Raw genomic sequence first — 19,206 nt, forward strand, 5'->3', positions numbered from 1 at the left:
GCCCATCCTGCCCTGCCCCGCCGTTCGATGCCTCGCGGCGCAGGGCCCGGGAACGCCGAAGGCCGGCCACCGCGAGGGTGACCGGCCTTCGAGCGTCAGGCGTGGATCAGTTGCCCGTGAGCTTCTCGCGCAGAGCGGCGAGCGCCTCGTCGGACGCGAGCGTGCCCGCGGCCTCCTCGGTGGACGACGAGTACGACGACGGCACGGGGCCGGCCGACGAGCTCGACGACGAGGACGAGGACGTTGCACCCTCGGCGGCGCCGCTGGCGGCCTCCGCGTCGGCCTTCGCGGCGTCGGCGACCTGCTTGCGGTGCGCCTCCCAGCGCTCGTGGGCCTGCGCGTACTGCGCCTCCCACACCTCGCGCTGAGCCTCGAAGCCCTCGAGCCACTCGTTCGTGGCCGGGTCGAAGCCCTCGGGGTACTTGTAGTTGCCGGCCTCGTCGTACTCCGCCGCCATGCCGTACAGCGCGGGGTCGAAGTCCTCGCTGGCCGGGTCGAAGCCCTCGTTCGCCTGCTTGAGCGACAGCGAGATGCGGCGACGCTCCAGGTCGATGTCGATGACCTTGACGAAGACGTCGTCGCCGACCTGGACGACCTGCTCCGGGATCTCGACGTGGCGCACGGCCAGCTCCGAGATGTGGACGAGGCCCTCGATGCCGTCCTCGACGCGCACGAACGCACCGAAAGGAACCAGCTTGGTGACCTTGCCCGGGACGACCTGGCCGATGGCGTGCGTGCGGGCGAATGCCTGCCACGGGTCCTCCTGCGTCGCCTTCAGCGACAGGGAGACACGCTCGCGGTCGAAGTCGACGTCGAGAACCTCGACGGTGACCTCCTGGCCGACCTCGACGACCTCGGACGGGTGGTCGATGTGCTTCCAGGACAGCTCGGAGACGTGCACGAGCCCGTCCACGCCACCCAGGTCCACGAACGCACCGAAGTTGACGATCGAGGACACGACACCGGGGCGGACCTGGCCCTTCTGCAGCGTCTGCAGGAAGGTGGAGCGCACCTCGGACTGCGTCTGCTCGAGCCAGGCACGGCGCGACAGGACCACATTGTTGCGGTTCTTGTCGAGCTCGATGATCTTGGCCTCGATCTCCTTGCCGACGTACGGCTGGAGGTCGCGGACACGACGCATCTCCACCAGCGACGCGGGCAGGAAGCCGCGCAGCCCGATGTCGAGGATGAGGCCGCCCTTGACGACCTCGATGACGGTGCCGGTGACGACGCCGTCCTCTTCCTTGATCTTCTCGATCGTGCCCCAGGCGCGCTCGTACTGTGCGCGCTTCTTGGACAGGATCAGCCGGCCTTCCTTGTCCTCCTTCTGGAGAACGAGGGCCTCGACTGCGTCGCCGACCTTGACAACCTCGCCGGGGTCCACGTCGTGCTTGATGGACAGCTCACGGGAGGGGATGACGCCTTCGGTCTTGTAACCGATGTCGAGCAGGACCTCGTCGCGGTCGACCTTGACGATGGTGCCCTCGACGATGTCGCCATCGTTGAAGTACTTGATGGTGGCGTCGATCGCGGCGAGGAAGTCCTCGGCCGAGCCGATGTCGTTGATCGCGACCTGCGGGGTGGCGGGCTTCGCGGGGGTGGTGATGCTCATGTAGGGATGGGCTCCGATGCGGACAGGGAAGTTGTGAGGACTGAACGTGTGTGCCGGCGGCACGGTGATTGCATGGTGGTGACCACGAACCGTTGGGGACGCCCCTGCCGGCACGAAGGCCGACCACGTACGAGCAGTACGCGTGGGTATCGCCGACGCAACAAGGCGCGCGGCACCGCCGTCCACCCTATCGGGGTGACGATGGGCAGGTCAAAGCAGCTCACGCGAGCGCGCGCGCCACCGAGAGCAGCTCATCCGGCACGTACTTGACCTTCCCGGCCACCTCGCTGAGCGGGACCATCTCCACCCGCTCGCCGCGCAGCGCCGTCATGACGTTCGACTGCCCGTTGCTGGCGGCGTCGATGGCCGCCACCCCGAACCGCGAGCCGAGGATCCGGTCGACGTGCGTCGGGATGCCGCCGCGCTGCACGTGCCCGAGGACGACCACCCGGGTGTCGAATCCCGTGCGCTTCTCGACCTCGGCCTTCAGCCGCCAGCCGATGGCTCCGGCGACGATGTCACCGAACGTGCCGACGGGCGTCTCGTAGTCCATCGACGTCCCCGCCGCGGGGATCGCACCCTCGGCCACGACGATGATCGAGAAGCTCGCATGCGCCCGGTGCCGGTGCTTGAGGAACTTCTCGATCTTGTCGATGTCGAACGGCGCCTCGGGGACCAGGACGAGCTCGGCTCCCCCAGCGATGCCGGACGTCGCGGCGATCCAGCCGGCGTGCCGGCCCATGACCTCGACGATCATCACGCGGTTGTGGCTCTCCGCCGTGGTGTGGATGCGGTCGATGGCCTCCGTCGCGATGGCCACCGCGGTGTCGAAGCCGATGGACTGGTCCGTGCCCCAGACGTCGTTGTCGATCGTCTTCGGGATGGCCACGATCCGCACGCCCGCCTCGGCGACCTTGCTGGCGGCGTGCAGCGTGCCGTCGCCGCCGATGCAGATGAGCACCTCGATCCGCTCGGACTCCAGCGTCGACAGGACGGCGTCGAGGCCACCGTCGTCGGCGTGCGGGTGGTAGCGGGCGGTGCCGAGGAGCGTGCCGCCGACCGCGAGCTGGTTGCGGATGTGCTGGCGGGTCAGCGGGATGCTGAACCCGTCGACCACCCCCCGCCACCCGTTGCGGAAGCCGATGATCGTGTGCCCGTACTCACCCTCGCCGCGCTTGACGACGGCGCGGATCGCGGCGTTCAGGCCGGGGACGTCCCCGCCGCCCGTAAGCAGACCGACTCGCACGCTGGCACTCCTTGGTCGCGATGACATGGATCGGAGCGCATCTTCGTGCTGCCGGAGGCCCAGCGTATCGGCGTGGACAGTCCGTGGGAGGGGACACTGGTCCTGTGTCTGACGATCCCTTGGCCGAGGCCGGTTACCTCGAGGTGCCGGCGGCGGCCGGCGGAGCGGCGGGCCGCCGCTGGTGGGACGCCAACGCGGACGAGTACCTCGACGAGCACGGTGCGTTCCTCGGGCCGGCCGACTTCTGCTGGTGTCCCGAGGGGGTGCGGGAGAAGGACGCCCGGCTGCTCGGTGACCTGTCCGGACGACGCGTGCTCGAGGTGGGCGCCGGGGCCGCGCAGTGTGCACGGTGGCTCGTCGGCGAGGGCGTCGACGTCGTCGCGACCGACGTGTCCGGCGGGATGCTCGAGGCGGGCGCTCGCTACGACGCCGCCGCGGGCCGCGTGACGCCTCTGGTCCAGGCGGACGCCCGCGTGCTGCCGTTCGCCGACGACTCGTTCGACGTCGCCTTCACGGCCTTCGGTGCGCTCCCGTTCGTCCCGGACGCGGACCGGGTCCACGCGGAGGTCGCGCGGGTGCTGCGCCCCGGCGGACGCTGGGTGTTCGCCGTGACCCACCCGGTGCGCTGGGCGTTCCCCGACGACCCCGGCGAGGCGGGCCTGACCGCGACGCGCTCGTACTTCGACCGGACCCCCTACGCCGAGCTCGGCGAGTCGGGCGGCGTGCTGTACGCCGAGTACCACCGGACCCTCGGTGACCACGTCGGCGAGCTGGTCGCCGCCGGGTTCGTGCTCGACCGGCTGGTCGAGCCCGAGTGGCCCGCCGGGCACGACCGGACCTGGGGAGGGTGGGGCCCGGTGCGCGGAGCCCGGCTGCCGGGGACCGCGATCTTCGTGACGCACCTCGGGCGGCCGCCCCTGTGAGAGCGACCGCCCGAGCCGTGCGCGTCAGCGTGTCAGTGCACGGTCGCCTTCTCGGACCCGGCGCCGGTCAGGGAGCGAACCTCCATCTCCGCGAACTTCTCCGGGCTGCTCGTGTCCTTGCTCAGGTACGTGCCGAGGATCCCGAGCAGGAATGCCAGGGGGATCGAGATGAGCCCCGGGTTCTCCAGCGGGATCACGTGGAAGTCGATGTCGGTGTTCTTGATCATCGACAGGCTCSCGCCCGTCACCGGGTCGACCTTGCCTGACACGACGGGCGAGAACGTGATGAGCACCAGGCACGAGATGAGCCCGCCGTACATGCTCCACAGCGCACCCGAGGTGTTGAACCTCTTCCAGAACAGCGAGTAGAGGATCGTCGGCAGGTTGGCGCTCGCCGCGACGGCGAAGGCCAGCGCCACGAGGAACGCGACGTTCTGGCCGTTCGCGAAGATGCCACCGATGATCGCCAGGATCCCGATGACCACCACCGTGATCCGTGCGACGCGCACCTCGCCGTCGGGCTTGACCTCGCCGTGCTTGATCACCGAGGCGTAGATGTCGTGCGCGAACGACGCCGCCGCCGTGATCGTCAGACCGGCGACCACCGCGAGGATCGTCGCGAACGCGACCGCCGAGATGAGGCCCAGCAGGATGGTGCCGCCGAGCTCGTACGCGAGCAGCGGCGCTGCCGAGTTCACCCCGCCCGGTGCGGCCTTGATGACCTCCGGCCCGACGAGTGCTGCCGCGCCGTACCCGAGCACGAGCGTGAACAGGTAGAAGATGCCGATCAGCCAGATCGCCCAGACGACCGAGCGACGAGCTTCCTTGGCCGTCGGCACCGTGTAGAAGCGCATGAGCACGTGCGGCAGGCCGGCGGTGCCCAGGACGAGCGCGAGGGCGAGTGACAGGAAGTTGAGCTGGCTCATCGCACTGACGCCGTACGCCTTGCCCGGCTCGATCAGCGCCTCGCCGCCCTCACCTGCGGTGTCGATGGCCCCCTGGAGCAGGTCGGACAGGTTGAACCCGAACTTCGCCAGCACCCACAGAGTCATGACCGCGGCGCCCGCGATGAGCAGGATCGCCTTGATGATCTGGACCCAGGTGGTCCCCTTCATGCCGCCCACCAGGACGTACAGGATCATCAGCGCACCGACCACGGCGATGACGAATCCTTGCGCGACGGCACCGTCGACGCCGAGCAGGAGTGCCACCAGTCCGCCCGCGCCCGCCATCTGGGCGAGCAGGTAGAAGAAGACGACCGTGAGCGTGGCCAGGGCCGCTGCCATGCGCACGGGGCGTTGCTTGAGCCGGAACGACAGGACGTCCGCCATCGTGAAGCGCCCCGTGTTGCGGAGCAGCTCGGCCACGAGCAGCAGGGCGACGAGCCACGCGACGAGGAAGCCGATCGAGTACAGGAACCCGTCGTACCCGTTGATCGCGATCGCGCCGCAGATGCCGAGGAAGGACGCGGCGGACAGGTAGTCGCCCGCGATCGCGGTGCCGTTCTGGGGGCCGGTGAACGAGCGACCGGCCGCGTAGTAGTCGGCGGCCGTCTTGTTGTTGCGCGAGGCGCGGAACACGATCACGAGCGTGATGGCGACGAAGCCGCCGAAGATCGCGATGTTGACCCACGGGTTGCCGATGTCCTCGGTCTCCGCGGTGCGGAGCACAGCATTCAGGGTTGTGCTCAGCGAGGCGCTCATGCGGGCTCACCGTCCAGCGAGTCACCGTTCTCGATGTGCAGACGGAGACGCTCGGCCACGCGGTCCTGCCGGTTGTTGGCCCAGCGCGCGTAGATCATCGTGATCGCGAACGTGCTGACGAACTGGCCCAGTCCGAGCAACAACCCGACATTGATGTTGCCCCACACCTTGGTGGACATGAAGTCGTGGGCGTAGGCGGCGAGCAGGACGTACAGGAAGTACCAGGCCAGGAAGAAGGCCGTCATGGGAAAGACGAAGTGACGGAACCGGCGTCTGAGCGCCTGGAACTCCGCACTGTTCTGCACGCGTTGGTAATCGGTCTCAGGTTCTCCGAAGATGTCAGTCATCAGCGCCTCCCGGGTGGGAATGTCAGCGGCCTCGTCGCCACTGCGACACTGTGGCGTAGATCACCCCCGAATGCACCGGAAACTTACGACGTGTCGCCCGACACCCGCGCTTTACGCACGATCGGGCGACACGGTCAGTGCCCGGCGTCGTGCCAGGAGGCCCCTGCGCCGACCGTGACGTCCAGCGGCACGTCCAGCGGACCGTCCGTGGCAGCGTCCCCCGCGGCGCCCATCTGCTGTCGCACCAGTGCTTCGACCTCGGCCCGCTCCCCCGGCGCCACCTCGAGCACGAGCTCGTCGTGCACCTGCAGGAGCACGCGCGAGCCGAGCTCGCGGCGCGTGAGCTCGCGGTCGACACCGAGCATCGCCACCTTGATCAGGTCCGCGGCGCTGCCCTGGATCGGCGCGTTGAGCGCCATCCGCTCCGCCGCGTCGCGGCGCTGCCGGTTGTCGCTGGTGAGGTCCGGCAGGTACCGACGTCGGCCGAGGATCGTCGCGGTGTACCCGGTCTGCCGGGCGACGTCGACAACCCCCGTGAGGTAGTCGCGCACGCCGCCGAACCGAGAGAAGTAGTCCTGCATCAGCGCGGCGGCTTCGGACACCTCGATCGAGAGCTGCTGCGAGAGACCGAACGACGACAGGCCGTACGCGAGCCCGTAGCTCATGGCCTTGATCTTGGACCGCATGGCTGGCGTGACCTCGTCGGTGGGCACGTTGAACACCCGCGAGCCCACGTAGCTGTGCAGGTCCTCACCGGAGCGGAAGGCGTCGATCAGACCCTCGTCGCCCGACAGGTGCGCCATGATGCGCATCTCGATCTGGGAGTAGTCCGCGGTCAGCAGCGTCTCGTAGCCGTCGCCGACCACGAACGCACGCCGGATCTGCCGGCCGGCCTCGGTGCGGATCGGGATGTTCTGCAGGTTCGGGTCCGCGGACGACAGCCGTCCGGTCGCCGCGATCGTCTGCTGGAACGTGGTGTGGATACGCCCGTCCGTTGCGACGGACCGCAAGAGGCCCTCCACGGTCTGGCGGAGCCGGATGGCGTCACGGTGGGCCAGCAGGTTCTCGAGGAACGGGTGCTGGGTGCGCGCGAACAGGTCCGTCAGGGCGGCGGCGTCCGTGGTGTAGCCCGTCTTGATCTTCTTCGTCTTCGGCATGCCCAGCTGGTCGAACAGCACCTCCTGGAGCTGCTTCGGCGAACCGAGGTTGACCTCGCGACCGATCACCGCGTACGCCTCGGCGGCCGCGTTCTGCACCTGACCGTCGAACGACTTCTCCAGGCCAGACAGGTAACCCGAGTCGCTCGCGATGCCCGTGCGCTCCATGCGCGCGAGCACGTCGACCAGCGGCAGCTCGAGGTTCTCCAGCAGGCCCGTGGCGCCGCGGTCGGACAGCTCACCGCCCAGCACGTCGGCGAGGTCACGGACGGCGGCGGCGCGGACGGCGGCGCGCCGGCCCTCGTCGGTGCCGTCCAGCTCGAGGTCCAGCGCACCCTGACCGCTGCTCGACACCTCGTCGGCGCCGAGCTCGCGGTGCAGGTAGCCGATGGCCAGGTCCGTCAGGTCGTACGCGCGCCGGTCCGGCTGGCACAGGTACGCCGCGAGCTCGGTGTCGAACACGACGCCGGCGATCGGCAACCCGCGCCCGGTCAGCGCGTGCCACGCCTCCTTGGACGCGTGCACGATCTTGGGTGCGGCCGGGTCGGCGAGCCACGCCGCCAGTGCCGCCTCGTCCGGCGGCTGGATCTCGGCGAGGTCGAACGAGGCCGCCTGGCCGTCGGGGTCCGCCAGCGCGATCCCCCACGCGTCTCCGCTCGCCGGCGAACCGGATCCGCGCACGTCGACACCGAGCGGGCGTCCTGCCCGGGCGGAGAGCCACCCGGCGAGCTCGCCGGAGCCGAGGACCGCGTGGTCGATCTGGGCCGCCGCGACCGTCTCGGGCCCCTGACCGCTCTCGTCGGGCAGCATGGCGAACAGGCGGTCCCGGATGGCGCGGAACTCCAGCTCCTCGAGGATCGCGTGCAGCGCGGGACGGTCCCACGGCCGCGCCGCGAGATCCTCGGGACCCAGCGGCAGCTCCAGGTCCGTGAGCAGCGCGTTGAGCTGGCGGTTGAGGCGCACCTGCTCGAGGTTGTCGCGCAGCGACTCTCCTGCCTTGCCCGGCACCTGGTCCGCCGACGCGAGGATCCCGTCGAGCCCGTCGAACTGGCCGATCCACTTGGCGGCCGTCTTCGGGCCCACTCCCGGGATGCCGGGCAGGTTGTCGCTGGACTCCCCGACGAGCGCGGCGAGGTCCGGGTAGCGGTGCGGCGGCACTCCGTACTTGGCCTCCACCGCGGCCGGGGTCATGCGAGCCAGCTCGGAGACGCCCTTGACGGGGTAGAGCACCGTCACGTCGTCGTTGACCAGCTGGAGCGCGTCGCGATCGCCGGTGCAGATGAGGACCTGCATGCCCTGGGCGCGCGCCTGGACGGACAGGGTGGCCAGGATGTCGTCCGCCTCGAACTGCGGCTTGCTCAGCGACGGGATGTGCATGGTCTCCAGGACCCGCTCGATCACCGCGACCTGCCCCTTGAACGGTGCCGGCGTGGCGTCCCGGTTGCCCTTGTAGGCCTCGTAGACCTCGGTGCGGAACGTGGTCCGACCCGCGTCGAAGGCGACGGCGACGTGCGTCGGCTCCTCGTCGCGCAGCAGGTTCGCGATCATCGAGAAGAACCCGAACACCGCGTTGGTGGGCTCGCCGGCCGACGTCGCGAACTTGTCCACCGGGAGCGCGAAGAACGCCCGGTAGGCCATCGAGTGACCGTCGATCAGGAGAAGTCGGGCAGGCGTTCCGGGAGTGGCCGGCGGAACCGCTGGCAGTGCGTCGCTCACGGGTGCCAACCTATCTGCCATGTCCGACACGACCCGACCGGTCCACGAGTACGCAGGCACCCTGATCGAGCGCATGGGCATCAAGGTGATCGAGGCGTCCGCACAGCGGGTCGTCGGCACCATGCCCGTCGCGGGGAACACCCAGCCGTACGGTCTGCTGCACGGCGGCGCGTCCGCCGTCCTGGCGGAGACGCTCGGCTCGATCGCGGCGATGGCGCACGCCGGCGAGGGCCGGGCCGCGGTCGGGATCGAGCTGAACGCGACGCACCACCGTTCCGCGCGGAGCGGCATCGTCACGGGAACGGCGACGGCGCTGCACCTCGGGGGGCGTCTGGCGACCTACCAGGTGGTGGTCGAGGACGAGGACGGCCGACCGGTCTGCACGGCGCGGCTGACCTGCATGGTGATCGACGCGCGACCCTGATCCGCTCCGGACGCCCGGGCGGGGAGCACAGGCTCCTCCGCGATGGGCTGGCGCGCGGCGCGGGCCTGCCGGCGCCGCGCGATGAGGTCCTCGAGGCCACGCGGGCCGGAACGGCGGACCGATCCGCCGGGGCCGGCGTGCGCATGCTCGTGGGTGAGCTTGCGCTGCAGCGCAGCGGTCGTCACGACCCGGTGGGACGCCGCGGGCGCGAAGCCCAGCCGCGCGAGGAACCGTTGCATCCCCCGCGCACCGGGCAGGGGCGAGGAGTAGATCTCGGTCGCGCCGGCCTCGTCGGCCACCGTCGTCGCGCCGACCAGCAGCGCGTGCCCGAGACCGCGACGGCGCGCCGCCGGCAGGACGTAGATGGCTTCGATGTCGAGGCTGACGAGATCGGTGAAGGGGCCGGGTCCGACCACTCGGGCCAGCAGCAGACCCGCCGGCTCGTCGTCGAGGAGGGCAACCAGCACACGCCCGCCGCGGACCGCCAGGAGCGCTCCCAGCTGGTCACGCAGCCGCTCGGCGTCGTCGGTGCACAGCTGGGCTCCTACCGCAGCCTCCTGACGCGCGGCGAGGCAGAGCGCGACGAGGCTGTCCATGTCGCCCGGCAGGGCTTCGCGGACCTGCACTCCGAGTCGCACGGCGCAGTACCTCCAGACGGGACGAGGGGATCCGGTCAGGATGGCGTCACCTCGTCGTTCGGGGATGGCGCCGTCCTTGATCATGGACCAGCCTGGTCCGGGGTGCCAGTCCTGGGCGATCCCTCATCCGAATGACGGAGCCGTAAACTGGACGATCGACCAATAATGTACGACACGCGGGCTGTCCTCGGCCCGGGGGCCTCGCGTTCACGAAATGAACACGACACAATCCCTGCCTATCGTCCTGCCACCCGGCAGACGTCGAACGTGCGCGGCAACGACGCCGCTGCGCACGGCTCCGCCACACCCGAACAGACGGACGGAGGTCCCAGGTGCGATCAGCCGTCCTGGACCCCGGCGGCACCACCTCGCCGCCACTTGCCCGACGCATCGCTGCCCTGCTCCTGCTCGCACTGACGTTCGCGACCCTGCTCCTCGTGGCCTCCCCTGCGCGTGCGCAGGGCCCCGTGGCGTCCGCGACGGCGGCCTGTGTCGCGGACGCCACGACCGGGTGCATCGTCGGCACTCTGCGCACGGCAGCCGGAGAACCCGTCGTCGGCGCGGTCGTCAACGTCGTCGGCCCGCAGGGAGACCTCACGGCCACGAGCGACGCGACCGGTCGCTGGTCGGTCGCCGTCACCGAGCCGGGCGAGTACGAGGTCACGCTCGACGTCGCGACCATCCCCGCCGGCGAGACGCTGCGGGACCCCGCCAACAACCCCCGCACCGTGGAGGTGGGGCTCGGCGCGTCGGCAGCCGCCCTCTTCCCGCTCGGCGCTCCCGCTGCGGGCGCAGGCGGAGGTGGCGACGACGGCGGCGAGCCCAGCGACGCACCGACGACCGGCGCCGACGGTGGCGCCGCGGTCCCCACGACCCCCGGCTCCACCGGCTCCGGCGTGACCGCCGCGCGCGTCGCGCAGCTCACCGTCAACGGTCTGGTGTTCGGCACGCTCCTCGCCCTCGCGAGCGTCGGGCTCTCCCTGATCTACGGCACGACCGGGCTGAGCAACTTCGCGCACGGCGAGCAGGTGTCGCTCGGCGGCATCCTCGCGTACGTCGGCACCCAGCTGGTCGGGCTGCCGCTGATCCCGTCGGCGATCATCGCGGTCGCGCTCGGCGCGGCCACCGGGTGGTTGCAGGACGCGGGCCTCTGGAAGCCGTTGCGACGGCGCGGCGTCGGGATGATCCAGCAGATGATCGTGACGATCGGCCTGTCGATGGCGATCTCGTACGTGTTCCAGTTCTTCTTCGGCGCCGGTCCGCTGCGTATCGTCACGGACACCCCGACGTCGGTCTCCATCGGTCCGGTCCGGATCACGACGACCACGCTGTGGTCGCTGGCGATCGCGGTCATCGTGCTCGCCGGGGTCGCCTACTTCCTCCTCGGCACCCGGGCGGGACGCGCGACGCGGGCGGTCGCGGACAACCCCGCGCTCAGCGCCGCGTCGGGCATCTCGGTGAACGGCATGATCCGAATCGTCTGGACTCTCGGAGCCGGTCTGGCGGCGCTCGGCGGCGTCCTCATCGGCCTCTACTTCGGCGCGACGTCCTGGTACTCGGGCGGCGCCCTCCTGCTGCTGATGTTCGCCGCCGTGACGCTCGGTGGCCTGGGTGCCGCGTTCGGGGCGCTCGCCGGCTCGATCGTCATCGGCCTGGTGGTCGAGCTGTCGAGCCTCTGGATCCCGACGGACATGCGGTACGCCTCCGCGCTCGTGATCCTCATCCTCGTCCTGCTGGTACGACCGCAGGGCATCCTCGGCCGAGCGACGCGCGTCGGATAACGGAGACCACTCATGGACTGGACACGCATCCTCACGAACGTCGCCGGCGAGTTCTTCGCCCCGACGACCGCCGCCTACGCGCTCGCCGCTGTCGGGCTCAACATCCACTTCGGCCTCACGGGGCTGCTCAACATGGGCCAGGCCGGCTTCATGCTGCTCGGTGCCTACGGCTTCGCCATCGCGACGATCGCGGGCTGGCCGCTGTGGGCAGCTGTCCTCATCGCCATCGCTGCGGCGACCATCTTCGCGCTCATCCTCGGCATCCCGACCCTGAAGCTGCGCGGGGACTACCTGGCGATCGTCACGATCGCCGCCGCCGAGATCGTCCGCCTGGTCGGCCGGTCGACCGCCCTCACGGAGCTCACCGGCGCCTCGAGCGGACTGCGCGGCAACCAGTACAAGGACACGTTCCAGGACGCGTCACCGTTCGACGACGGCAACTGGGCCCTCGGCCCGTTCGAGTACGCCGTGAACGCGTCGAACAGCTGGTGGATCCGGATCGTCGGCTGGGTCGTCGTCGGCCTCGCCTGCTGGCTCGTCTGGCTCCTCATCCGCAGCCCGTGGGGTCGCGTGCTCAAGGGCATCCGCGAGGACGAGGACGCCGTGCGCTCGCTCGGCAAGAACGTCTACAGCTACAAGATGCAGGCGCTCGTGCTCGGCGGCGTGATCGGGTCCCTGGCCGGGATCCTCTACGTGCTGCCACGAGCGGTCCAACCCGACTCCATGGGCAGATCGATGACGTTCTTCATCTGGACGATCCTGCTGCTCGGCGGGGCGGCGACCGTGTTCGGCCCGGTGCTCGGCTCGATCATCTTCTGGGCTGTCCTCGCCCTCGTGAAGCTCACCCTGCGCGACGTGGTCCCCACCACCTTCCTGCGCAGCGAGCAGATCGAGCAGTTCGGCTGGATCATCGTGGGAGTCGCCCTGATGCTGCTGATCATCTTCAGACCACAAGGCATCCTCGGCGACAAGAAGGAGCTGGCGATCAATGCCCACTGAGCCCTCGCCCGCAGCCGTCGACGCCCGAGCGGCTGTCGCTGCCGCACTCAAGGACGTCCCGCACGTCCCCGGCGCTCCCAAGCCCGACCCGGTCCTCATTGCCGACGACGTCCGCCGGATGTTCGGTGGCGTGAACGCTGTCGACGTCGACCACGTCGAGGTGCAGCGCGGCGCCATCACGGCCCTCATCGGGCCCAACGGCGCCGGCAAGACGACGTTCTTCAACCTGCTGACCGGGTTCGACAAGCCCAACAGCGGGAAGTGGACGTTCGACGGCCGGTCGCTCGGCGGCGTCGCAGCCGCCCGGGTGGCACGTGCCGGGATGGTCCGCACGTTCCAGCTGACCAAGGCGCTGAACCGCATGACCGTCATGGAGAACATGCGGCTCGGCGCCACCGCCCAGCCGGGCGAGAACCTGTTCGCGGCGCTCGTGCCCGCGGTGTGGCGTCCGCGCGAGAAGGCGATCACCGAGCAGGCGGAGGAGCTCCTCGCTCGCTTCAAGCTCGACACCAAGCGCGACGACTTCGCGGGCAGCCTGTCCGGTGGTCAGCGCAAATTGCTCGAGATGGCCCGTGCGCTCATGGCCAAGCCGCAGATGATCATGCTCGACGAGCCGATGGCCGGCGTGAACCCCGCGCTGACCCAGTCGCTCCTCGGGCACATCCAGGCGTTGCGCGACGACGGCATGACCGTGCTGTTCGTCGAGCACGACATGCACATGGTCCGGCACATCTCGGACTGGGTCATCGTCATGACGGAGGGCCGGATCGTGGCCGAGGGGCCGCCTGACTCCGTGATGAACAACCCCGCGGTGATCGACGCGTACCTGGGTGCGCACCACGACACCGACCTCGGTGACGACGCCCTCCTGGACGACGCCGTTCTCGAGCAGCTGCGCACCGAGGAGGAGGCACGATGAGCGACGAGGCGATGGACGCCGTCACCCGCGACGACCACGGCACCCCTGCGACGGGGTCGACGTCGGTGGCTCTCGGTGACCGGGCCGGCCTGCACCGCGGGGCGCCGGAGGGCGAGCCGCTCCTGGCAGCGACCGACCTCGTGGCCGGGTACCTGCCCGGGGTGAACATCCTCAACGGGTGCGACCTCGTCCTGCACCCGGGGGAGCTCATCGGGATCATCGGCCCGAACGGCGCCGGGAAGTCGACGCTGCTGAAGGCCCTGTTCGGGCTGGTCAACGTCCGCTCCGGGTCGGTGACTCTGGGCGGCGAGGACATCACCAACCTGCGTGCGGACCACCTGGTCCAGCGCGGGGTCGGGTTTGTCCCGCAGAACAACAACGTGTTCCCCTCGCTCACCATCGAGGAGAACCTGCAGATGGGGGCGTTCCAGGCGCCGAAGAAGTTCGCGGAGCGGTTCGCGTTCGTCTCGGACCTGTTCCCGACGCTCGCGGAACGTCGACGTCAGCGCGCCGGCTCGCTGTCCGGCGGTGAGCGTCAGATGGTCGCGATGGCCCGCGCGCTCATGATGGAACCGTCCGTGCTCCTGCTGGACGAGCCCTCCGCGGGCCTGTCGCCGGTGAAGCAGGACGAGACGTTCCTGCGTACCCGCAAGATCAACAAGGCCGGCGTGTCCGTCGTGATCGTGGAGCAGAACGCCCGCCGCGCACTGCAGATCTGCGACCGCGGCTACGTGCTCGACCAGGGCCGCAACGCCTACTCGGGCCCGGGCCGGCAGCTCATGCACGACCCCAAGGTGATCGAGCTCTACCTGGGCACGCTCGCCGCGGACGTCGACGCAGCGAGCCACGGCCCGCTGCTCCCGCCCACCTCGACGTCCTAGTCCGAGTCGGACCCGGTCGGTGCTGCGGCCCGACCGGGTTCGACGTCGACGTCGGCCGCGCGTTGTGCGTCGGTGATGCCCAGCTCGTCCGCGAGGTACAGGAACGCCTTGGCGTACGGGTGGTCCCGCACGTCGTGACGGATGACGTCCCAGTCGATCTGCTCGCGCAGCGCACGCACGATCGCCAGGAGCCGGCCGAAGTCGCACGCGTGCTCCCCGAGCACCCGCATCTTCGCCGAGACGATGTCCGTGGCGGCCAGCACCGGCATGCGCACGGCGAGCACCTCGAGGACGTCCGCGCGGGCCAGCAGCTCCTCGGTGACCGGCTCCCCCACCATCCGGAAGAGCACGTCGACCAGCTGCCCGTGGTGGAACGCCTTGAACAGCCAGTTCTCCGCCGGCTGCTCCACCACCAGGCCCGCCGAAGCGATGGCCTCCTTGGCTCGCTGGACGTCCTTCTCGGTCACGGCGAAGTCGGCGTCGTGGCTCGGTTCAGGTGCCCCTCGTGCCCAGGAGGCGTAGCCGCCCACGAGCGCGAACGGGATCTCCGCATTCGTGAGCGCGACGGCCGTGAGCCGGAGCCCGTCCTGGAGCGCGGTGCGGTCGTCGGGAGGATCGGCGAGGGCGCCCTGCTGCGTCATGGCTCCTGTGTCTACACGCCGACGGGCGGGCTCGCAGGTCGACAGGAACAATCAACGGGATGCGCCTCGCCACCTTCAACATCCTGCACGCGCGCTCCCTCGCCGACGGGCAGGTGGACCTCGACCGCTTCTCCGCGGCCGTCCGCGACCTGGACGCCGACGTGCTCGCGCTGCAGGAGGTGGACCGTGACCAGCCGCGGTCGCACGGCGCCGACCTCACCGTCCTGGCCGCCGAGGCCATGGGCGCCCCGGAGCACCGGTTCGCCGCCGTGCTGCACGGCGAGCCCGGGCTCTGGACGGCCGCGACCGGCGACCACCAGCCGGCGACGGCGTCCTACGGGATCGCGCTGCTGAGCCGGCACCCGGTCCGCGAGTGGCGTGTCCTCAAGCTTCCGGTGCTGCGCCGACGGGCTCCCGTCCTGTGGCCCGGCAACCGCTGGCCGGCGCTGGTCAGCGACGAGCCCCGCGCCGCCCTCGCCGCGGTGGTCCAGGGGCCCCACGGCGACGTGACGGTCGTGGCGACGCACCTGACGTTCATCCCGGGGTGGAGCACCCGGCAGCTGCGCACGCTCGTCTCGTACGTCTCGGCGCTCCCCCGCCCGCTCGTCCTCATGGGCGACCTCAACATCGGCGGCGACCGGCCGGCGCGCGTGTCTGGCATGCGCCCGCTCGCGACGGCCGCCACGTTTCCCGTGGCGCACCCGCTGCGCCAGCTGGACCACATCCTCGCGGACGGCCGTGTGGAGCCTCTGGGGGCCGCTCGCGCCGTCGACACGGGCCTGTCAGACCATAGGGCGCTCGTGGTCGACGTCTCGTACTAAGGAGCTTCGAAGGCCGGACGCGCCGGAGGCCGGCGAGGATCTCTCCGCGCCGGCCTCCGGTCAGTCGATCAAGGGCGCGGTCAGCCGACCTCGCCGAACTCCGACTTGCTGAACGTGTACTTGTTGTCGGCACCGAACTTGTAGACGCCGATGTACGCGTTCGACGGGTCGTTGTCCGCGTTGAACGGACCGGCACCCGACTGCGCCTCGTAGTCGATGTCCTCGCCGGCGTCGAGCAGCTCGAGGCACTCCTCGAACGTCGCGCACTTCTCGCCGCCGTCGGCACCGGAGACCGCAGCCATGTTGGCCTGGATGGTCTCGCCGTCCGTGGCGCCGCCCTTCACGGCCGCGAGGGCCGCGAGGATCGTCGCGTCGTAGGACTCCGCCGCGTACGAGAAGTCCGTCAGACCGTCGTTGATCTCCAGGAGGCGGGCCTGGAACTCGTCGCTCGGGAAGGCGCCCGGCAGCGTGCCCTGGGCACCCTCGAGCAGCCCCGCCTGGAACTCCTCACCGAACTGCGTGAGGTTGCCGTCGACGAAGTAGACCTTCGACATGTCGTAGCCCTGAGCAGCGAGCTCCGAGACGATCAGCGGCGTCTGGGTGGTGAACGCGATGATCGCGATCGCGTCGGGGCTCGTGGCGAGCGCTCCGCTGACGATCGTGTTGAAGTTCGTCTCGTTCGGGTCGAACTCCTGGCCGGCGGTCCCGTAGGACAGCGTGGCGCCGGCGTCCGTCACGACCTTCTCGACGACGTTGCGCAGCGACGTGCCGTAGTCGTCGTTGAAGACGATGACGCCCGGGTTCACCGCACCGTCACCGAGGATCAGGTTGGCGAGCGCCGCACCCTGGACCGTGTCCGGCGGTGCGGTCCGGAAGTAGAAGTCGCTGTAGCCGGAGAGGTCCGTGGCCGTGTTGGCCGGCGAGATCTGGACGATGTTCGCGCCCGTGATGTCGTCGATCACGTTGCGGGTCACCGAGGACGACGCGGCACCGATGATGACCGAGACGTCCTGGCTGATGAGGTCCTGCACCGACTGGGTGGCGACCTCGGCGTGCTCGGCGTCGGAGGAGTCCGTGTGCTCGACCTGGATGTCCTGACCGAGGACTCCGCCCGCGGCGTTGATGTCCTTGACGGCCAGGTCCACGCCCGCGATCTCGGGCGGGCCGAGCTGGGCGAGCGACCCGGTCTGCGGGAGGAGCGTGCCCACGATCAGCGGGCTGCCGGAGTCGGCGGTGGCGCCGTCGGTCGCGTCGTCGCCGCTGTCGCCGGAGCTGCAGGCGGCAAGGACCAGCGCTGCTGCGCCAGCCAGGGCCGCGGCCCGAACTGCGTGTGTCGAACGAATCATGCGTGGTACCCCTCTGTGAAGTACTGCGATCCGCGGAACCCGGTAGGGATCCTGCAGGGTGTGGCGCGAAAGTACTCATTGTTTGTGTCCGCGATGTGAATCAACATGTCCCAGAGCGGGTTGTTGCCGAGTTGTGACCAACCAGTAACCCCCGATCTGGACGTCCGACCGACAGATGCGTCGTATCCGGACACGACGAAGGCCGGCCCGACGTGAGTCGGACCGGCCCCGTCATGCACGCGTCAGGACGACCCGCCACCCACCTGCTCGATGACCGCGTCGGCCACCTCACGCATGGTCAGGCGACGGTCCATCGACGTCTTCTGGATCCAGCGGAACGACTCCGGCTCCGTCAGACCCATCTTGGTCATGAGCAGGCCCTTCGCCCGGTCCACCCGCTTGCGCGTCTCGAACCGCTCCGCGAGGTCCGCGACCTCGGACTCCAGCGCGGTGATCTGCGCGTACCGGGAGATCGCGATCTCCACAGCGGGCAGCAGGTCGGCCGGGCTGAACGGCTTGATCACGTAGGCCATCGCGCCGGCGTCCCGCGCGCGCTCGACGAGCTCCTTCTGCGAGAAGGCCGTCAACAGCACCACGGGAGCCAGGTGCAGCTTGCCGATGCGCTCTGCCGCCGAGATGCCGTCGAGGACAGGCATCTTCACGTCCATCACGACGACGTCGGGCTTCAGCTCCGTGACCAGCTGCACGGCCTGCTCGCCGTCGCCGGCCTCGCCGACCACGTCGAAGCCCGCATCACGCAGGGTCTCGACGACGTCCATGCGGATCAGCGCCTCGTCCTCGGCGACGACCGCGCGCCGCGCTGCACGTGCCGGTGCGGGGGTCGTCGGCTCGCCCGTCGGAGCCGGAGTGCTCAGGTCGAGGGCGTCAGGGGCCGCCTCGGTGGGTTCGGGGGTCGCGTCGGTGCTCACGTGCACAGAGTAGTGGGCGGCGCGGCTCGCTTCGCAGTAGGTGAACCTGTGAGGCAGCCCACGCGGCGCGTTCCTCCGGCGCCGGACGTAGCCTCGAGGGGTTCGGACACGTCCGAGGAGGCCCCGATCATGCGCAGCCACCCATCCGTCCGCGCGGCCCTCGCTGCCGCGACCGCTCTGCTCCTGCTCGTGGTCGCCGCCCCCGCGGCGAGCGCCCGCGACAAGCCCACGGACTACCTGCTCGACCCGGCGGGGACGGCCGCTGCGGACATCTACCCCGAAGGCATCGCTGCACGCGGCGACACCTTCTACGTCGGCAGCACGACCGACGGCACCGTCTATCGCGGCGACCTGCGCTCCCCCACCGCGACCCCGTTCCTCCCGGGCGGCGCCGACGGTCGCACGTCCGCGGTCGGCATGAAGGTCGACGGTCGCACCCTGTTCGTCGCCGGTGGAGCAACCGGCCGAGTCTTCGCCTACGACGTGCGCACCGGCGAGCTCACCGGTTCGTGGCAGGTCGAGCAGACCGGCGCCCCGACCTTCCTCAACGACATCGCGATCAGCCCGCGCGGCGACGTGTACGTGACCGACTCGTTGCGGCCCGCGCTCTACCGGATCGAGCGCTCCGATCGCAGCACGTCAGACGTCGAGACCCTGCCGACGTTCCTCGACTTCACGGGGACCGCCCTGACGTACGCACCCGGGTTCAACGTCAACGGCATCGTGGTCTCGCCCGACGGCCGGTACGCCGTCGTCGCACAGTCGAACACCGCCACCCTGTTCCGGGTCGGTCTCACCGACCGCAGCGTCCAGCCCGTCGACCTCGGCGGGATGACCGTCGCCGGCGACGGCCTCGTCCTGACCGGCCGCACCCTCTTCGCCGTCGAACGCCAGGGCGACGTCGGGTACGTCGTCACGATCACCCTCGATCGCCGCCTCACGTCCGGCACCGTCGCGTCCCGCACCACCGACCCCGGGTTCGACGACCCGACCACCGCCGCGCTGGTCGGAGGACCCCTGCTCGTCGTGAACAGCCAGTTCGGGGAGCGGTCCGCCGGCGAGGTCCCCGGACCGTTCACCGTCAGCCGCATCCGCGCACCCAGATGACCGCCGGGTCCGGCTA

At 70.1% G+C, this 19,206-nt stretch carries 17 protein-coding genes; 8 read left to right on the top strand and 9 right to left on the bottom strand.

Features of this window, described 5'->3' with window-relative positions; genetic code table 11:
- Nucleotides 1-106: 106 nt before the first annotated feature.
- Together rpsA and ASG23_RS17795 are read right to left on the bottom strand one after the other, a co-directional pair.
- Nucleotides 107-1,612 carry a 30S ribosomal protein S1 gene (gene rpsA / locus ASG23_RS17790; RefSeq protein ID WP_056027766.1) on the bottom strand — a complete coding sequence of 502 codons (1,506 nt, stop codon included), beginning with the start codon at nucleotides 1,610-1,612 and terminating at the stop codon, nucleotides 107-109.
- A 220-nt stretch (nucleotides 1,613-1,832) separates the two neighbouring features.
- Nucleotides 1,833-2,858: a 6-phosphofructokinase gene (locus tag ASG23_RS17795; RefSeq protein WP_056027768.1), complete on the bottom strand. Its 1,026-nt coding sequence runs from the start codon at nucleotides 2,856-2,858 to the stop codon at nucleotides 1,833-1,835.
- 104 nt (nucleotides 2,859-2,962) lie between these two features.
- On the opposite strand from ASG23_RS17795, the gene ASG23_RS17800 reads away from it, so the two are divergent.
- Entirely contained in the window at nucleotides 2,963-3,781 is an 819-nt protein-coding gene (locus ASG23_RS17800; RefSeq protein ID WP_056027770.1) for a class I SAM-dependent methyltransferase, read from the top strand.
- A 32-nt stretch (nucleotides 3,782-3,813) separates the two neighbouring features.
- Here the strand turns inward: ASG23_RS17800 and ASG23_RS17805 are convergent, their stop codons facing one another.
- The 3 genes from ASG23_RS17805 to polA all read right to left on the bottom strand — a co-directional run bounded on the left by ASG23_RS17805 (nucleotide 3,814) and on the right by polA (nucleotide 8,725).
- Complete coding sequence (locus tag ASG23_RS17805) at nucleotides 3,814-5,484, bottom strand: solute symporter family protein (RefSeq protein WP_056027772.1); 1,671 nt, start codon at nucleotides 5,482-5,484, stop codon at nucleotides 3,814-3,816.
- Nucleotides 5,481-5,831 (bottom strand): DUF485 domain-containing protein, encoded by a 351-nt coding sequence (locus tag ASG23_RS17810; protein WP_082516310.1) that lies wholly within the window; start codon nucleotides 5,829-5,831, stop codon nucleotides 5,481-5,483. The genes ASG23_RS17805 and ASG23_RS17810 overlap by 4 nt, the downstream gene beginning before the upstream one ends.
- A gap of 134 nt (nucleotides 5,832-5,965) precedes the next feature.
- Complete coding sequence (gene polA, locus ASG23_RS17815) at nucleotides 5,966-8,725, bottom strand: DNA polymerase I (RefSeq protein ID WP_082516311.1); 2,760 nt, start codon at nucleotides 8,723-8,725, stop codon at nucleotides 5,966-5,968.
- Here polA and ASG23_RS17820 point away from each other — a divergent pair.
- Nucleotides 8,724-9,128, top strand: a complete 405-nt coding sequence (locus ASG23_RS17820; protein WP_056027777.1) for a PaaI family thioesterase — start codon at nucleotides 8,724-8,726, stop codon at nucleotides 9,126-9,128. The genes polA and ASG23_RS17820 overlap by 2 nt on opposite strands.
- Here the strand turns inward: ASG23_RS17820 and ASG23_RS17825 are convergent.
- A complete protein-coding gene (locus tag ASG23_RS17825) occupies nucleotides 9,044-9,766 on the bottom strand; it encodes a GNAT family N-acetyltransferase (RefSeq protein ID WP_056028589.1) in 723 nt (240 codons plus the stop codon). The genes ASG23_RS17820 and ASG23_RS17825 overlap by 85 nt on opposite strands.
- Before the next feature lie 332 nt (nucleotides 9,767-10,098).
- On the opposite strand from ASG23_RS17825, the gene ASG23_RS17830 reads away from it, so the two are divergent.
- From ASG23_RS17830 to ASG23_RS17845, 4 genes are read left to right on the top strand one after another with little or no spacing between them, the layout of a single operon-like run.
- Nucleotides 10,099-11,547 carry a branched-chain amino acid ABC transporter permease gene (locus tag ASG23_RS17830; RefSeq protein ID WP_056027779.1) on the top strand — a complete coding sequence of 483 codons (1,449 nt, stop codon included), beginning with the start codon at nucleotides 10,099-10,101 and terminating at the stop codon, nucleotides 11,545-11,547.
- Nucleotides 11,548-11,559: 12 nt separating this feature from the next.
- Entirely contained in the window at nucleotides 11,560-12,546 is a 987-nt protein-coding gene (locus ASG23_RS17835) for a branched-chain amino acid ABC transporter permease (RefSeq protein WP_056027782.1), read from the top strand.
- The gene (locus ASG23_RS17840; protein ID WP_056027785.1) at nucleotides 12,536-13,465 is read left to right on the top strand and encodes an ABC transporter ATP-binding protein; all 930 of its coding nucleotides are present in this window, start codon (nucleotides 12,536-12,538) and stop codon (nucleotides 13,463-13,465) included. Before ASG23_RS17835 ends, ASG23_RS17840 begins: the two co-directional genes overlap by 11 nt.
- Nucleotides 13,462-14,346 (top strand): ABC transporter ATP-binding protein, encoded by an 885-nt coding sequence (locus ASG23_RS17845; protein WP_082516312.1) that lies wholly within the window; start codon nucleotides 13,462-13,464, stop codon nucleotides 14,344-14,346. The genes ASG23_RS17840 and ASG23_RS17845 overlap by 4 nt, the downstream gene beginning before the upstream one ends.
- Here ASG23_RS17845 and ASG23_RS17850 read toward each other — a convergent pair.
- Nucleotides 14,343-14,987 (bottom strand): nucleotidyltransferase family protein, encoded by a 645-nt coding sequence (locus tag ASG23_RS17850; RefSeq protein WP_056027787.1) that lies wholly within the window; start codon nucleotides 14,985-14,987, stop codon nucleotides 14,343-14,345. The genes ASG23_RS17845 and ASG23_RS17850 overlap by 4 nt on opposite strands.
- A gap of 59 nt (nucleotides 14,988-15,046) precedes the next feature.
- Here ASG23_RS17850 and ASG23_RS17855 point away from each other — a divergent pair, with 59 nt between their 5' ends.
- Nucleotides 15,047-15,808: an endonuclease/exonuclease/phosphatase family protein gene (locus tag ASG23_RS17855; protein WP_056027789.1), complete on the top strand. Its 762-nt coding sequence runs from the start codon at nucleotides 15,047-15,049 to the stop codon at nucleotides 15,806-15,808.
- Nucleotides 15,809-15,888: 80 nt separating this feature from the next.
- Here ASG23_RS17855 and ASG23_RS17860 read toward each other — a convergent pair whose 3' ends face one another.
- Together ASG23_RS17860 and ASG23_RS17865 are read right to left on the bottom strand one after the other, a co-directional pair.
- Nucleotides 15,889-17,154 carry an ABC transporter substrate-binding protein gene (locus tag ASG23_RS17860; protein WP_056027791.1) on the bottom strand — a complete coding sequence of 422 codons (1,266 nt, stop codon included), beginning with the start codon at nucleotides 17,152-17,154 and terminating at the stop codon, nucleotides 15,889-15,891.
- Between the two features lie 242 nt (nucleotides 17,155-17,396).
- Nucleotides 17,397-18,083 carry an ANTAR domain-containing response regulator gene (locus ASG23_RS17865; protein WP_056028595.1) on the bottom strand — a complete coding sequence of 229 codons (687 nt, stop codon included), beginning with the start codon at nucleotides 18,081-18,083 and terminating at the stop codon, nucleotides 17,397-17,399.
- 129 nt (nucleotides 18,084-18,212) lie between these two features.
- On the opposite strand from ASG23_RS17865, the gene ASG23_RS17870 reads away from it, so the two are divergent.
- Nucleotides 18,213-19,190, top strand: a complete 978-nt coding sequence (locus ASG23_RS17870; protein WP_056027792.1) for an SMP-30/gluconolactonase/LRE family protein — start codon at nucleotides 18,213-18,215, stop codon at nucleotides 19,188-19,190.
- The last annotated feature ends 16 nt before the right edge of the window (nucleotides 19,191-19,206 follow it).

Origin of the sequence: Cellulomonas sp. Leaf395 (assembly GCF_001424125.1) — a bacterium.
GTDB lineage: Bacteria > Actinomycetota > Actinomycetes > Actinomycetales > Cellulomonadaceae > Cellulomonas.